The sequence below is a fragment of the Yimella sp. RIT 621 genome, assembly GCF_004146205.1.
Taxonomy (GTDB): domain Bacteria; phylum Actinomycetota; class Actinomycetes; order Actinomycetales; family Dermatophilaceae; genus Yimella; species Yimella lutea.
On sequence record NZ_SEIP01000016.1, the window covers coordinates 20,120 to 35,731 of the forward strand.

The 15,612-nt window shown below is 64.2% G+C and carries 13 protein-coding genes and 1 pseudogene; 9 read left to right on the top strand and 5 right to left on the bottom strand.

The genetic code is table 11. The features are described from left to right. Positions 1-133: 133 nt before the first annotated feature. Positions 134-1,507: an ISL3 family transposase gene (locus EU513_RS13860; protein ID WP_240796069.1), complete on the top strand. Its 1,374-nt coding sequence runs from the start codon at positions 134-136 to the stop codon at positions 1,505-1,507. On the opposite strand, the gene EU513_RS13865 is transcribed toward EU513_RS13860, so the two are convergent. Further along, positions 1,433-1,819, bottom strand: a complete 387-nt coding sequence (locus tag EU513_RS13865) for a TetR/AcrR family transcriptional regulator (RefSeq protein ID WP_168990289.1) — start codon at positions 1,817-1,819, stop codon at positions 1,433-1,435. The genes EU513_RS13860 and EU513_RS13865 overlap by 75 nt on opposite strands. Before the next feature lie 79 nt (positions 1,820-1,898). On the opposite strand from EU513_RS13865, the gene EU513_RS13870 reads away from it, so the two are divergent. The 3 genes and pseudogenes from EU513_RS13870 (at position 1,899) to EU513_RS13880 (ending at position 6,336) form a co-directional block, all read left to right on the top strand. Beyond that, positions 1,899-3,581 (top strand): carboxylesterase/lipase family protein, encoded by a 1,683-nt coding sequence (locus EU513_RS13870; RefSeq protein WP_168990290.1) that lies wholly within the window; start codon positions 1,899-1,901, stop codon positions 3,579-3,581. A gap of 158 nt (positions 3,582-3,739) precedes the next feature. Beyond that, positions 3,740-4,270, top strand: a pseudogene (locus EU513_RS13875) (transposase); the annotation flags it as partial. Positions 4,271-5,226: 956 nt separating this feature from the next. Next, positions 5,227-6,336 (top strand): hypothetical protein, encoded by a 1,110-nt coding sequence (locus EU513_RS13880; RefSeq protein ID WP_129626922.1) that lies wholly within the window; start codon positions 5,227-5,229, stop codon positions 6,334-6,336. A gap of 1,427 nt (positions 6,337-7,763) precedes the next feature. On the opposite strand, the gene pyrE is transcribed toward EU513_RS13880, so the two are convergent. Then, positions 7,764-8,300, bottom strand: coding sequence for an orotate phosphoribosyltransferase (gene pyrE, locus EU513_RS13885; RefSeq protein WP_129626924.1), 537 nt, complete (start codon positions 8,298-8,300; stop codon positions 7,764-7,766). A gap of 415 nt (positions 8,301-8,715) precedes the next feature. Beyond that, the gene (locus tag EU513_RS13890; protein WP_129626925.1) at positions 8,716-9,066 is read right to left on the bottom strand and encodes a hypothetical protein; all 351 of its coding nucleotides are present in this window, start codon (positions 9,064-9,066) and stop codon (positions 8,716-8,718) included. Positions 9,067-9,332: 266 nt separating this feature from the next. Between EU513_RS13890 and EU513_RS13895 the strand changes: the two genes are divergently transcribed. After that, a complete protein-coding gene (locus EU513_RS13895; RefSeq protein WP_129626927.1) occupies positions 9,333-9,950 on the top strand; it encodes a recombinase family protein in 618 nt (205 codons plus the stop codon). Between the two features lie 324 nt (positions 9,951-10,274). Here EU513_RS13895 and EU513_RS13900 read toward each other — a convergent pair whose 3' ends face one another. Further along, positions 10,275-11,567 carry a hypothetical protein gene (locus tag EU513_RS13900; RefSeq protein WP_129626929.1) on the bottom strand — a complete coding sequence of 431 codons (1,293 nt, stop codon included), beginning with the start codon at positions 11,565-11,567 and terminating at the stop codon, positions 10,275-10,277. Between the two features lie 523 nt (positions 11,568-12,090). On the opposite strand from EU513_RS13900, the gene EU513_RS13905 reads away from it, so the two are divergent. Together EU513_RS13905 and EU513_RS13910 are read left to right on the top strand one after the other, a co-directional pair. Beyond that, positions 12,091-12,516 (top strand): plasmid mobilization relaxosome protein MobC, encoded by a 426-nt coding sequence (locus EU513_RS13905; protein WP_129626931.1) that lies wholly within the window; start codon positions 12,091-12,093, stop codon positions 12,514-12,516. A 38-nt stretch (positions 12,517-12,554) separates the two neighbouring features. Further along, the gene (locus EU513_RS13910) at positions 12,555-14,303 is read left to right on the top strand and encodes a relaxase/mobilization nuclease domain-containing protein (RefSeq protein WP_129626933.1); all 1,749 of its coding nucleotides are present in this window, start codon (positions 12,555-12,557) and stop codon (positions 14,301-14,303) included. 129 nt (positions 14,304-14,432) lie between these two features. On the opposite strand, the gene EU513_RS13915 is transcribed toward EU513_RS13910, so the two are convergent. Then, the gene (locus EU513_RS13915; protein WP_240796070.1) at positions 14,433-14,642 is read right to left on the bottom strand and encodes a DUF6364 family protein; all 210 of its coding nucleotides are present in this window, start codon (positions 14,640-14,642) and stop codon (positions 14,433-14,435) included. A gap of 318 nt (positions 14,643-14,960) precedes the next feature. Between EU513_RS13915 and EU513_RS13920 the strand changes: the two genes are divergently transcribed. Beyond that, entirely contained in the window at positions 14,961-15,209 is a 249-nt protein-coding gene (locus tag EU513_RS13920) for a hypothetical protein (RefSeq protein ID WP_129626936.1), read from the top strand. Next, positions 15,202-15,558 (top strand): hypothetical protein, encoded by a 357-nt coding sequence (locus tag EU513_RS13925; protein ID WP_129626938.1) that lies wholly within the window; start codon positions 15,202-15,204, stop codon positions 15,556-15,558. Before EU513_RS13920 ends, EU513_RS13925 begins: the two co-directional genes overlap by 8 nt. The last annotated feature ends 54 nt before the right edge of the window (positions 15,559-15,612 follow it).

Below are 15,612 nucleotides of genomic sequence, written 5' to 3' on the forward strand. Positions count from 1 at the left end.
AACTTCTCAACGGCGCTGCGCTTATTTGGCCATTCGCGGTTGAGCGTGGAGGTGTCGTGAGTCAAGGGGCTCGCGCCCTTGTTGGATGATGGGTTCTGCGAAGAATCACATCGTCTACCGAAGGACGCGAGCCATGTTCCAGCCTACGGGCCCACACCTGTCCCTGCCCACTGTCAGCAGCCCTGCCGAGCTCTTTCGGGATCCGGCCTCGGTGGTGTTCAACCTGGACGGTTACCAGGTTCTCGCAGCCTGTGATCTGCCGCTGGGCGGCCGGCGGGTCACCGCCGCTGCCAACAGCGTCGAGGCGGCCTGCCCTGACTGCGGGGTGGTCTCGACTCGGGTGCATCAGCGCACCCGCCAGAAGGTCAAAGACCTCGGCGTCGGCGGCAAAGACATCGAACTGGTGATCATCAAACCCCGGTTCCTCTGCAGCGAGGCCGCCTGTGCTCGGCGGACCTTCACCCAGGTCACCGACCAGCTTCCTTTCCGTGCCCGGTGCACCGCCCGGTTGAAGGAAGCCGCCGTCGAAGCAGTGCTGGATGAGGGGATGCCGATCTGGCGAACCTGCGCCCGCTACCAGCTTGGGTGGGCAACAATCAACACCGCCGTCACTGCCGATGCCCTCACCATCCCCGACCCCGACATGGTGCCGGTACGAGCACTCGGGATTGATGAGCACCGCTTCGCCCGCGCTAAGTGGTTCAAGCACCCCGAGACTGCTCAGTGGTGCCGGGTCGAACCGTGGATGTCGACCTTCGTCGACGCCGACACCGGCCACATCCTCGGCGTCGTCGATGGCCGCTCCAGCGCGAACATCACCCGCTGGCTGAAGCAACGCTCCCAGGCGTGGCTGGAGCAGCTGCAGGTGGTCGCGATCGATCCCTCCAGCGCGTTCCGCAACGCCGTACGCCAGGTGCTGCCGGCGGTGGAGATCAGCGTTGATCACTGGCACGTAGTCCGCCTCGGTAACCAGATGCTCACCGAGGTCCGCCAACGAGTCACCCGCGAAGTCCTGGGCCGGCGGGGCCGGAAAGAGGACTCGGTGTGGGCTCACCGGATGCTGCTACTCCGGGCAGGAGATCGACTCACCGACGCCGGACTCCACCGGTTAGAGCAAGTCCTCGATGATGAGGACTACGAGCAGGTCGCAGCTGCCTGGGCGGTCAAGGAGCGCCTGCGGGCCCTGCTGGCCGCCAAAGACATCCCAGCAGCCCAGAACGCCCGGATCGACTTCGAAATGGCCGTGGCCGCCGCTGACATGGCCGAGACCGATAAACTCGCCGCCACGGTGGCGAAGTGGTGGACCGAGATCAAAGTCTTCGTCCGCACCCAAGTCACCAACGCCAGGACCGAGTCGGCGAACACCGGGATCAAGCAGATCAAGCGCACCGGCCGCGGGTTCCGCAACCAGAAGAACTATCAATCACGTATCCTAGGCACCAGCGTCAGGCAGACACGCCGACGCCGCAGGACCCCCCACCAACAAGGGCTCCACGCTCAACGGTGAATAGCCGGCATACTCGTCCAGATCGACTTCATGGTCGAACAGGAAGTTCAAGGCGTACTCCGTGGCACTGATACCGGTCACTTCAGCATCAGCAAGACTCGGCGGCGCGTAGCGCTGAAGGATCCGGGTCCGGAACAGCGCGATGAGGTCAGCCCGATTGCCGACATAGTGCCGAATATGGCTGCGACTCATTCCGCTCTCGGCGGCAACCTTCTCCAGGGTGGTGCCATTTACGCCGTTGCGGGCGATAGAACGACCGGTCGCAGCAAGGATCGTCGCGATCCGCTCCTCCGCCAGACTTGGACGCCCCACAACCACTCCTCCCTTTTGTTTGTCATTAATGACAATATACTATCAGCCTGTACGCGGTGAGCGACGGAGAGAGGAAACGATGGAAAAGATCCGCCAGGAGACCCCAGTGGTCGAGACGGCATATGGTCCGGTGCGCGGCACCGTCGAGGATTCGATATTGGCTTTCCGCGGCATTCCCTATGCCGCACCGCCAGTAGGTGACCGGCGGTTCAAAGCGCCTGAGCCCCCGGAACCATGGACTGAGCCGCGAGAGGCGACGCAGTTCGGCCCGGCCTGTCCCCAGGAGTACAGCGAGCTGGAGCTTCCGGAAGGCCTGGAGCTTCCGGAAGGCTCGCCCATCTCTGAGGACTGCTTGACCCTCAACGTGTGGTCACGCTCATTGGAGGGCAATGATCCGGTGATCGTGTTCATCCATGGAGGCGGCTTCGTCGCAGGATCGGCCAGCATTCCTTGGTATGACGGTGCAGACCTCGCCCGGCGCGGGGCGACGGTGGTCTCGATCCAGTACCGTCTTGGCCCGTTCGGCTGGCTCGATCTCAGCGACCTCGGCCCCGAGTACGCACAGAGCATGAACAACGGCCTGAAGGATCAGATGGCCGCACTGCAGTGGGTCCGGCAGAACATCGCTGCCTTCGGCGGGGATCCGCGGAACGTGACGGTCTCAGGTGAATCTGCTGGCGCGATCAGCATCTCCGCACTCATGGGAGCCCCGGAGGCTGATGGACTCTATGATCGGGCCATTCTGCAAAGCGGCACCGCCGGCACTGTAGCCTCCCGCAAGTGGGCCGCAGGCGTGGCGAAGACCTTCGCCAAGAAGGCTCGGGTGAAGAACCTGGCGGAGGTGCTCGAGCTCAGCACCGAACAGATGCTCCGGGCCGCATCGAAGCTGTACTCCTCCTCCGAGTTCTCCGACACTGTGTTCCACCCGGTGGTCGATGGCGGGCTCATCCCCGAACTGCCGTCTGCGCGGATCGCCTCACCAGATGGCCCGAGCACACCGGTGATCATCGGGACCACACTCGACGAGGCCCGCTACTGGTACTACCCACTGCCTGTGATCCGACGACTCCCCTTGGTCTATTCGCGTCCCTGGCTGGAGGCCCTGGTCAGCGACCGCGCTGATGAGGTCATCGAGGCGTATCGGACCGAACGCCCGGATCTGACTGACTCGGAGCTGCAGCTGGCGATGATCGGCGACGTCGGGTTCCGCATGCCGGCGATCCGCATGGCCGATGCGCTCTCAGCCCGCGGCGTCGAGACCCACATGTACCTCGCGACCGTTCCGACCATAGACATGGACGGCGCTCTGGGCTCCCCGCACGCGGTGGAGCTTCCATTCGTCTTCGGCACCACCGGCGCCGCCACGACGTTCGTCGCCGACGATGCCGCCAACCGTCGCCTCTCCGAGCAGGTTCAGGATCTGTGGGTCTCCTTCGCCCAGGGGCAGACTCCGACCACCGCGGAGACAACCTGGACTCAGTACGACGAGGACACCAGGTCCACCTTAATCATGGACACTGACCTGCGCGTCGAGAGCGACCCATATCCGGCCGCCAGACAGGCGTGGGGCGAGCTGTCCTTCAACGGTGCCGAGCCCGGCTTGGAAGGCCTCACCCCATTCCAGTACGCCGGCACCAACACATACGACCCACGAGTCATCGGTGCTGTCATCGGATGGGGGCGGGTCTGCGCTGCAGGTGCAGTGCTGCTCGGTCTGGCGGCCGGGGCATTGCTGCTGGGGCGGCGTCTCTGGCGCGGGTGATGCCGGCGGCGTGGACGACGATCTGGTGCGTCCTGTGGAGTAGCGTCCGGGATAGTGGTGTACGAGCCTCGGTGAGCTGGCTGTTGGAATGACAGTGACGGCCACCGCGTGTTCTTTCGAGTGAACCTCTCACAGCACTCTCGAAAGGAGCCACGACGATGACCGTCACCCCTTCCAGTATCGACCTGAAGGCCCTTCTGGAGAAAGAGGTCCTGCAGGCCTCTCCGGACCTGATTCGGGAACTGCTGCAGATCTTCATCAACACCCTGCTCTCGGCCGAGGCTGACGCGGTCTGTGGGGCCGAGTACGGTGCCCGTGATGCATCCCGGAGCAACCGGCGCAACGGCTACCGGCACCGAGAGCTCGATACCCGGGCTGGGACCATCGATGTCGCAGTCCCGAAGCTGCGGGAAGGCTCCTACTTCCCCGACTGGCTGCTGGAGCGCAAGAAACGCGCGGAGCGGGCTCTGACCTCGGTGGTGGCCACCTGCTACCTGCTCGGTGTCAGCACCCGCCGGATGGACAAGCTGGTCGGCTCTTTGGGGATCACCAGCCTGTCGAAGTCCCAGGTCAGTGACATGGCCGCCGAGCTCGATGAGCAGGTCGAGGCCTTCCGCACCCGGCCGTTGGATGCCGGGCCCTACACCCTGGTCGCCGCAGACGCGATGGTGGCCCGAACCCATCAGGCGCTTGCCAAGTACTACCGGCTGATCCTCATGGACTCTGGCAACGATGAGTCCGACCCGCTGTGGTTGAAGATGATCGAACTGGCCGATCAGATCGTGGTGGCCACCACCACCCGCGCCGACCATGCAGAAGCCGGAGCGCTTCTGCTCGACGGACTGGCCGAAGGCAATGAGCACTCCGCCAAGTTGGCCGATAACGCCGTCGTGGTTGTCTCCCAGGCCGAGCCCAAGGCCCCGGCCGCAGAGGTTCGGCGGGTTGCCACCGGGTTCAGCACCCTCGCCCGAGAGGTCGTCCAAATCCCGTTCGACCCGGCGATGGTTGACGGACACCTCAAGTTCGACGCGCTGCGTCCGACCACGCAGCGGGCCTGGCTGCAAGCTGCCGCCGCAGCAGCACGCGGACTCTGAAAGTTGCGCGCGACACGCTGAATCAGATTCCCCCTGAGCTGCCTGACTCGTGGTTGAGTGGGAATCGCTGTACCGGCGATAGGAGAAGAGGACGCAATGCCACAGGTAAGCAAGGGAGACCGAGCAGTTGTCACGTTTCGTATCCCTCAGTCCTACTCCGAGAAGCTACAGCGCCATGTCAGCATGACCCGTCAGACCCGGAACGACCTTGTTGCCCGGCTTGTCATGGATTACCTCGACCACCACGCCGAGGACATCGAACAGGCTGAGGGGCAGGAGCGCCTACAACTAAAAGTGAGCTGAGAAGCAAGCGGCCCCCCCGCCCTGCTAGGGGCGGAGGGCCGAGAGGCTTGTGGATCACGGAGCACCACCTCCGATGACCCAAGTTGCTTCCCTGCTAGGAGAAGAAACCCTTTGGACCAGTTGCGATTTGAACCAAGGGGGTTGCTATCAGGATAGCCGACCCCACCCCCTCACTACCACCCTGCCCTGAAACCGGCGAGGCGTGGGCACTGACACGTGCCATCAGCCCGCGCTCCACAGCGCGGGTGATGCCCCGTGATGCAGCCGGTGAACTCGTCACCGGCACCTACTCTCATACCTGCCGGGTGACAGATGTCGCCCCGGATGGACCGTGGGCGGTCCACCTGGCCGACCGAGCCGGAGACTTCCACCTGATCGCGCTCGACTTCGACGCCAAGACAGAGAACGCGGCCGCTCACGCGGCCGACGATGCCGCCACTGTCTCCGCGCTGCTGGAAACTATGGGCGTCGATCACCTGGTGTGCTCATCAGGGCCGACCGGCGGCCGCCACATTTGGATCGGCCTGGCCCAGCCGATCAGCGCCGATGTCGTCTCCGAGCTTGCAGAGCTGCTGAGCAGCCTGCATGCCAGTTTTGACCCAAGCCCGCTGACCAACAAAGCGACCGGGGCGGTACGCCCGCCCGGTGCTCCTCACGCAGCCGGAGGCCGCTCTGAGCCAATCCGGGGCAGTCTTGACGCGCTGACCCAGCCTCGAAGCGGTCCCGCGCATATCCGCGCCCTGGTCACGCGACTGCGCCAGAAGGCCGGAGAGGCCGCCTGGGCGACCCGCAGCCCTGCTGGGGACACCAACACCGCTGCCGTCCCCCACGACGCTCAGGGCCACCCCTACGTACCTGTGACCCGCAAACACCTCACAGAGAACACCGCCGCTGCGCTGCACACTCAGCCCGAACCAGACGAGGACCACTCCGCACACGCATTCCGCTGCCTCCTGGGCATTGCTCGCGCCGGATGGCGACACAGCGACGCTCAGAGCCTCGCTGAGACCGCGCCGGGCCTGGAGCACTACCGCAGCGCCCGCAGCCCCTCACAGCGCCGTAGACGGGCGCGCAGAGCGCCCGACGACACAGCCGACCGGCTGCGCCGTGACTGGCGACGGGCCGTGCTCACTGTCGCGGCCGGACTAACCGACCAACCCGCACGCGACGATGCCCCGGAGTTCGCGGCCGCCGCCGAAGCGATAGCCGCTCACATTGACCAGCTCCAGATCCGAGCCGACGCGGCCGCTGGCCGCTGGAGCCAGCCCGGAGGCCCCACAGATCGCCGCGTGCTGGACGCACTCTCTGTACTGGCCCTGACGGCCATGACCGCCGAAGTGGACGCACCGACACGGTGACCGTGGCTTTGCCCTTGCCCTGCTGGGTCACATCCAACCGCGCGGGGGTCTCAGCGGTCGGCAACCCCGACCTCGGATCGATCCTGGCGTCCCACGCCCGCGGCGGCGCCAGCTTCGAATGCACCTTGCCCTTGGCATCGGTGAACGAAACCGACCCGTCCTTTTCAACCTTCGCGGTCAACCCCTTCGTTTTCACCGGGAAGACCACACCGACCCGGCCCTTGGCCGGACCATCACCCAACACCAACGAGTTCAACGTGGCAGCGTCCTTAATGTCGAAGAACGACTCAAACCCATCCCGGGTCGACGCAACCCGCACATCCACACCCGAGGCACCCGAGCCGCCCGACGAAGCGGGGAAAGTGACCATGTTCCCCGCAGTTTTCGGCGCCCCGACACCCTTGCCCCACCCGAACACGACCTGCCGGTCCTTACCAGGTGCCGCGGTGACCAGGTCCCCACCGGTTAACGCCGCACCGGCATTGACCTGACCGTTCGCGTCCTTACTCCCAGACGCCAACCGCAACCCATCCGGCGTGGCTGCTACCAAAGTGCCGTCCGTGCCGGTCTTGAAGTTCAGATCAACGCTCGCCCACGCACCCTTGGCATCCCGGAACCGGACCTTGCCGAACGAGTCCCGCACCGTGACCGTCCCATCCGGGTTCGCCCACGACGTCGAGTACTCCGTCCGCGCATCCTCCGCCTCCACCGGGGAACCCTGCGCCCGCGCCGACACCGCCGCCGACACCATGTCCGGCCGCGACGACACCTTCGCCGGCTTCACAGCAGCGGCAGCCTGCTTCACCCCACCAACACCAGCACCAGTACCAGCGGTCACCGCCGACACCGGCCGCGCCTGCGCGTCAGCGGCAGGCATCCCCCACGCCGCCGCAGCAACCACCGCACCCGTCGACCACGCACACCACCGCAACCAACCCGACACGTCACGGTCAACAGCACGAGAATCACGAGCACCCGACGAACCAAAACCCAGACCAGCAACCACGCCGGAACCCCTTGAACACCTAAGAGCCGATCGACTGCCGACTCGCTGCGCTGATCTAACAGGCACAGACCCACCCCGGGCACGCGCTTTACCAAAAATTTAAGGAGCAGTCAGACGTGCATCTGCGGTACACCCCATTCGCACGCCGGGATCTGGAGCAGGGCGCGTGCATCTAGGGTCACCGACTCGTCTCTTGCACGAGCCTCGTCGAGGGTCTAGACCCTAGATGCGCAGCAGTCGCCGTCGCTCAGTAACGATCGGTTTCGTAGGGCGACGCGCCGTGCGCGGGGGGCGCACGGTCAAACGGTTCGAAACCGTCGCAGACGACTTTCGAAAGTGCTTCAGACAGTTTCGAACGAGGCCCCTATGTGAGTCCGGGAGGGTTGGCTGAGCGGGCCGACCAGGGTGGACCTGGCGGCTCTCAGACTCTTCGAGCGGTGTCGAGATCTGCCTTGGTCAAGATGGAGACCGTCGACAGCCCGATTTGGTCGAGTACGTTCTGCCCCGGTTCGGAGCGGTCGATCGCGCACACAACGGTGTGGACGATTCCGTCGAGTTCGCGCAGCGCGATCGCCGCGTCACGTACGGCCCCACCCGTGGTGACGATGTCTTCAATGAGAGTCACCGTGCGGCCGGTGAAGTCCCCGCCCTCGGCCAGCTTGCAGGTGCCATGGGTTTTGGCCTCCTTGCGCACGAAGATTGCTGGCAGGCCGGTGATCGAGCTAACCATCGTTGCGATTGGGATGCCACCCAGTTCCAATCCACCGACGACGTCGGTGTCGCTCGGCAGAAGTGGCACCATCGCCTGCGCAACCTCTCGCAACAGGTCCGGGTCGCCCTCGAAGCGGTATTTGTCGAAGTACTCGTTAGTTGTGATCCCGCTGCGTAGCGTGAAGGAGCCTCGGATACGGCAGGTCCCGTCGATCGCCGCGGCCAGTCGTGTCAGGTCGTTGGGCATAGGTCGAATCGTCCCACCGACCACCAGCTCCGGCGACACGTCCAAGTCCAACCTGTGTACTACGTTTGTGCAGGTTCGCTGCCTGCCCGTTGGATCGCCCGGGTCAGTTGGCGACGCCACAGGCCGTTCTGGCCGCGCTGGCGCTTGCGTTGCCTGGCTCGCACCCCGCTGCGAAAGAGCCTCAGCGGCGCACTGAGGGAAGTGCACAGAGCCTGAGCTGACATCGCGGCCGTCGCAGGAGTCAACCACCGAGGCCGCTCGGGCAGGTCAGGGGTGATCCATAACTCTTTGTTTTTGTGGTTCGATCCGGACAAAGCGGTCAATTCACTGGTCGATCGATTTCGAGCCGTGACACGGCGACGGGTACGAGTTTCGGATCGAAGGACTACTTGTCGTGGCCTCGCCCGGAGGTGCCCTACGCTCCCTTGGAGGTGACAAACAGCCACCAACCCGTGTCCGCGACGGACACGGTTCGTGGGGTCCCCCGGTGCTGGATCTGGGTCTCCAATCCTGGTGCCCCGCGTCCCCATTGCGCTGATCCGGTGGGTGATTCGCTGGAACCGGTGTCAGAGATGTTGCCGCTGAAACCTGGCTGCCATTCGCCGTCGATGCGTTCGTACCAATCGAGGTCGACGTCACCGCCGTCCCCGTTGGTATCGATGATCGCGGCACCTACGTCCTCATGCGTCGCGACCGCCAGGACTTTCGCCCAACGGGCATCCCACCCGCCGGCCGCTACCGCCGTGTTCTCATCCAGCATCCGCATCGCTCAAGCCTTCCATCCACTTGGCTAGTTGACTAGCGGTTTTCCTGAGTGGGCTGGAGTCGCGCACGAACCTGGCTGCGACCGTCGGTGTGCATGTTCTTGTAGGAACAACACAACCCGGTCACCGGGTCGTAACCGATCGTTTTCGAGCAGGCCCTGAGACCTCCTGAAACACGCCGTAAACGCTGTTCGAAAACCCTGCTCACTGACCCGTATGCTCGAAACCTCTCAGTTTCGGCACTTTCGAGCAGCCAGGTGGTTACACAGTGACTCAATGGGGATACGCGCGAGTCAGCACTGTCGACCAGGACGCAGCGTTGCAACTCGACGCACTGCTAGCGGCCGGTGTCGACCGCGCGCACATCGTGGTCGACCATGCCTCCGGCATGAAAGAGTCGAGACCTGGCCTCGATGAACTGCTGGGACGGTTGGAAACCGGCGACGTTCTGACGGTGTGGAAGTTGGACCGCCTCGGCCGGTCCCTGTCGCACCTAATCCGCGTTGTTGACGAGTTGGGAGACCGGGGCGTCGAGTTCCGCTCGATCACGGAGGCGTTGGACACCACGACGCCGGTAGGCCGGCTGCTGTTCCACGTCGTAGGCGCTGTCGCGCAGTTCGAGCGAGAGATGACCACCGAACGCACCCGCGCAGCGCTGGCGGCCGCGCGGGCGAGCGATCGCCGACTTGGCCGCCCTTCCAGAGTGAACCGGCACCAGTACACCCTCATTCAGCAGATGGCGGCTGCTGGTGAGCCCCAAGGGGTGATCGCGTCCACGACGGGCCTGTCTCGTGCTGTGGTGGGTCGCGTCATCCGTGGGGAGATCGCTTCCCTCGCACGCTTCGATGGCGTGGTCGACCAAGACGAGAGCCTTCAACAGTCCTGACAGGCCGGTCAGCGAGTCACCGTTCGCGCGGGCTTCCTGCTGGCGAAGAAGCGCGGGGCATACAAGGGACGTGCCCGCCTCCTCACCCACGACCAGGTGCTGCACGCACGACGCGCCGCGGCGCCGGCGTCCCGAAAGCGAAGATCGCCCGTGAGTTGGGATGCTCTCGCAGCGTGCTCTACGACGCGATCGCCGGCCGCGGCGCCTACGCAACCGCCACAACCTCCACTGCATCTCGGCAGCCGTTGGCTGGCGCCTATGAGGTTGAGTTGCCTCTATGAGCGTGGTCCGTCCGGTCTGCTGCACGGCTGCTCGCCGTAAGTGTCAGCCAGCATCGTCCGTGTTTGGCGAGGGGTAATCCAAGCGCCCAGTCGTCTCTAGAAGTAGCCGTCGTGCGGCTGTGGCGTCGAGCTCGTCGAGCTGAACGTCACGCACCAACGAGAACAGGCTCTTCGTTGGGACGACGAGGCCCCCGTCCTGGCCGAAGACGGCCAGATCCGCAGCGTTGTTGTTGGTGTAAGGGACGCCGCGCGCATCAGGAGCCTTCCCGCGTTCTGGGTTCACGACGAGCCACTTTCCGGCCGGCTGGTCGCCAGCGTGTTGGGACATGTAGTACCTCTCGTGGCTGCCTATCTGTTGGAACCAGCTTGTAGCCGTCCCCTTCTTGGTTCCCTTCACCTCCGCGATGATCACCCCTTCGGCATCTGGGGACCGGACCTCAACGTCGTGACGGCGCATCTCCCCCCGCTTCAAAGCAGCATCTGCGTCGGTCGCCTCGAAACCGAGCTCCTGCAGCGCATCCATGACCGCAGATACCAGTTCGTCACCTTCCTCGGTCAGCAGTCGGCGGGCCCCTTGCACTGCGGCGTCTTGGGCAGCGTCAAGGTCTCTCTGTGCATCGTCCTCACGTTTCTGTAGCTCGCCCAGCATTCGCTCGCGGTCGACCTCGACCTGCTTTAGTGCGTTCCACGCACTGAGTTCCGCCGGCGTCATCCATGCCTGGTGTTCGTATCCGTGCGGGGGGCCTGGCAGGCGTTCGTCGGATTTCGCCCAGCTACGCCAAGCCAGCAGCAACCACGCCTTGCGGTCGGTCACAAACGACGGAAGGAGCCACAGCTCTTCTGCTTTGTTGCTACGCGGAGCGCCGTGCATAACTAAGTCCACGCCATCCGACGTGCACAGGAGAGACTTGAGGGAAGGTGGGCGGACGTTGGGGTTCAGTATCCAGCCGCGCAGAGCCCCGGAACCTAACAGCTTGCTAGCTTCCGGCACTACTGTCCGCTTCAATAATTCCGTCACTTCATCGTCAAGGCCGGCCGCGATCACAAGCTTCGTGCCGGTTGCCACAGTGGAGCAATGGGCTCTCACCGGGTAGTCGCGGGATCCGATCATCAGTGCTTGTTGACCGAAGAGGACGCCCCGGGTGATCGCGGGGCGCTCAGACTGACCTACGGATACGAATGCGTCGTAGTCCGGAGGGTGAAGCGTGCCATCGAGGGCCGTGTATTGACGCTCGGTTGGGAAGATTCCCTGCAGGCTGGAGCACTGTTCCTGGTCTCCGATGAAGGCGACGCGGGGAGTTGCGTCCGGGCTTAGGACGATGCCCTGATTGGTCACTGGTTGCCGTCGGCTGGTTGAGGCGCAGTGGTTCGGGATCCACGTGGGCGGCCACCCCGTCGTGACGCTGGTCGTGGGAATCCGAGACGCTTCAGTTCCGTCGGCGTCCAGCCAGCCCCAGCTGCCACGCTCCAGGCCTCAGCCTGCGCGCGTTCTGCAACGACAAGACGTTCGCGTGCTCGGCTCACCTCTGTGTGGGCCTGCTCGAGCTTTCGCACACTGTCGAGGCGCCCTTCGAGCAGTTCTTGTGCCTTTGTTGTGATCTCGCTCATGCACTCATGGTAGGCGGGCCACCGACTAGAGGGCCGCACTAGGCCGCCCTCTAGGGGCTTCGGTTCCCGGCAGGGGCATTAACGTGGAAGCGCCACCGACTTCGGCGGGAGCAAGTCGGAGGGTTAGGTGCCTTAACTTCATCCTTGGGCTTCGCCTGGCGGATGAAGTGTGAGAAGCTGAAACCACGAAAGACGGCTTTTCGGCCCCCGGCTGGCGCCGGTTGCCGTGACTTTGCGGGAGGTGGTTCGGCGTGGCTGACGAGCAGCCTGATACGCCTCGTGTCGCAAAGTTGTTCCGCGGCCGGCGGCGCGCGAACTCGGCATCGGGCCCGCGGCAGCACCGCGTGGTCATCCGCCACACCGATGATGAGTGGGTGCGGGTGAGTGCGCTTGCTGCAGCGCAGAGCATCAGTGTTCCGCGGCTGTACGAGCGCGCGTTGCTGGCGGGCGGTGTGGTTGCCGCCGCGGAGCTTTCGGCGATCCATGACGAGCTGTACGGGGTTCGTCGGTTGCTGGCGATTGACAGCAACAACCTGAACCAGTTGGCGCGTATCGCGAACACGACTGAGCGCCTGGAGGCGGAGCAGGAGTTGCTTGCCCTCGTCGAACATCTCGCGAAGGTTGCCGATCGCATTACCGATCTCATTGGCAAGCTGCCGGAGTCTGAGCGGTCGTGAGGATTTCAGTTCTCCGATCCGGTTCGGACGCATCCGGTTTGAGCCGTTACCTGTTCGGTAAAGGCCGGGCGAACGAGCACACTAACCCGCGTCTGGTGGCCGGTTCACCGGGCCTGGAGATGGAGTTCTCCGGACCCCTTTCATTGGCCGATGCGAGCATCCTCGGTCGTGTTGTCGAGTCGGCCTGGCGCAAGGAGTATGTGGAACAACTCGCGGTCGCTGGTGGGGCACCGCGCGGCGGCATTAGCCGCGCGCAACTGCACAGGGAGGGGGAGGTTGCGACGGGCCGGGATCACGTATTCCACGCGTCTATGTCGCTGCCACCAACACATGAATCGTTGACGGACGAGCAGTGGCACACGCTCGCTCACGAGTATGTGAAGCGCGCTGGGTTCGTCGACGAGAACGGCCACGGTTCGGCCTGGTACGCCGCCCGTCATGGTGAGTCCGCGAACGGCAACGACCACATCCACATTGTGGTGAATCTGGTCCGCCGTGATGGTGACGAGAAGTGGGCATCCGTCCACCAATCGAAGAACACCGCGGACCGCATCGGCCGCGAGTTGGAGCAGGAGTTCTCCGCGTTCCTCGAGCCCACCTACGAGAAGCCAGCACAGTCGGCGGACCGTCAACCGGGTTTCAGTGCGTACACCCAGGCCGAGCAACGCCGTGGCAACGAACGTGCCGCCGCGAACGCCGCAGACGCAGCCAACGGCATCCCGGCGAACCGTCCGATCGACGCCGACAGGGTTCACCTGCAGCGCGTTCTACGGGGTACTGCGACCGGTTCAAACACCGAGGCCGAGTGGCTGCGCAACGCAGCCATGGTGGGCCTGGAGTTGGTACCGCGGTGGGCGAAGGGCGGCCGCGATCAGGTCACCGGGTACAGCGCCGGCCTGGCCGACGGCGCCCCCGCCGACCGGCTCATGATCGCCGCATCGAAGATCGCTCCGGATCTCACTCTGACATCGCTGCGCAAGCAATGGGGCGCGCACGAGACGCCCGAAACACGGGCCGAAGCGCTGCGGCTGTGGCGTGAAGAGGAAGTCGTCACCGACCACGAACCGGTGAACGCATCAGAGCATCTGGCCGAGGCCGCGCACCACACCGAGCAGTTCGCCCGTGAGGTGGAGACTGCCGACCCGCACGACATTGAGCAGTGGCGATCGCACGCCGCCTCGGCGGCCGGTATGACCGCTTTGGCAGCGGTTCACCACCCCGATCCGCAGGACGCTGCGCAGCTGGGGAAGGTCGCCGATGAGTACGCGCGCGTTTCGTTCGACCCGCGGCCACGTGACGTCACCACCCGCACCGGGTTCGAGCACGGATCAACGATCCGACGCTCTCGTTCCGCCGGCCTTGCAGCCCGCCACCTAAATCTGGCGATCCGTGCTGGTGGTCATGACAGCACTCGTGGCTGGTACGCGGTGATGAAGCAACTGCAGCGCGTCATGAACGCACTCAACGATGCACAGCGCGCACGGCAGGAACTCGTCGACGCACACCGCGGCGCGGCGGTGCTACAGACACAACTTCAACCCGTTCTCGTGGCCGCCGGCACCCACAACGTCGTAGCTGAGGATCACACGCCCGAAGTAGTCACAGTCACACCCCCGACCCCGCCGGACGGTGTGACGCCCGAGCAGTGGCAGGAGGCGCTGGAGGCGCAGCGCGATGCCAGCCACTGCCGCACAGGGCCTGCACCGCAGGGACCTGGCCGCACCGACCTGACCAGGCCGCGCCGTTCAGCCCGCGACGGTGCAGATCGCGGGTATGAGCGCGACTGACCCAGCATCGAGACTCGGCAGCCCTAATCCCCGGATGGATGGTCTTCCCGAGCGAAAAGGGGCCCGGAGTCACTTGACTCCGGGCCCCTTTTCGAGGTTGGGCGCGGTTGCGCCCAACCTCCAGCGTGGTTAGAGGACGTGCAGCGTGGTGCGCTCGTTCGACTTGTCGTCCACGACCTGCAGCGTCTTGGATCCCTCGCCGAGCTCATCGGCGACGAACTTGTAGAGACCGGTAGCGCGGCGCACGATCTCAGTCACGCTCGTCTGATTCTTCTTCGCCAGCTCCTTCAGAGCAGCGGCGGTCTCGTCGTTGATGTTCACGTTCAGTCGCGTAGTCATAGGGTGGACAGCTCCCTGTCTCATACATCGTGCTTGACAATAAGTCAAGCAGTGGTGGTCGATGCCTTATCGTCCATCACTTCACACCCCTTGTCAACATGCCTTCACCCTAAATAGCCGCTTGACGTATGCACACGCTGCGCATCGTGCACACACAACATGCACACGTTTATGCACACGTTATGCACATGACAGAAGTTGCATCCTGTTGCTTGTGGCAGCACCGGCCCGTACGCTCAGTAGCACAGAGTTACATCATTGCAATTAAGTCGTCCCACAAGGTGCGGTTGTGTTGGGGTAGAGGAGGGTCGACATCGCGTGAACATCGTTGCCACGAAAGAGAATCGGGAGCGTCCTGATCTTGTAGAGCCGTCACTGGATGAGGCCTACTTCCTGATTGGTGAAGGACAAGAAACCTCCCCTCCCACAGACGGGCCAGAGCTTCGATCCGTTCCCTCCGAGGAGTCGTGGACCGAGCAAGGTCTTGGTTTCTCACTCGGCAACCTCAGCCGTTTCTACAATCCGGTCCTCGACCGGTGGGAAGACGCGGCGGTTAAGAGTGACTGATCACACGGCGCCGAACCCGGAGGGTGACGCGGCCGCCCGCAAGGACGCGGCTTCGTCGGATGGTGGCAATCTGCCCGACGTACCCACCAGCGAAGATAGTTCTATTACTGAATACGCGGACCCCGGCGCGACCCTCAAGGACATCGTGGCGCCGCACAAGAGCCACCCTGACCTGGTCCGCAAACGCCTCGCCTACGCCAGCGTCGTACTCGTGGGGCTGGCCATGGCCGGCGGGTTCATCGGGTGGATTTTCACGGACAAGCCCATCGGAGACTGGGCGACCTTCACCACACCGGTATTCACGTTGGCGGGCGTAGCCCTCGCGTTCTATTTCAGCGAACGCCGGTAGCTCCACGCATGCAGCGGCCCCGCATCAAGGGGTTCATGCGGGGCCGTCTGACTA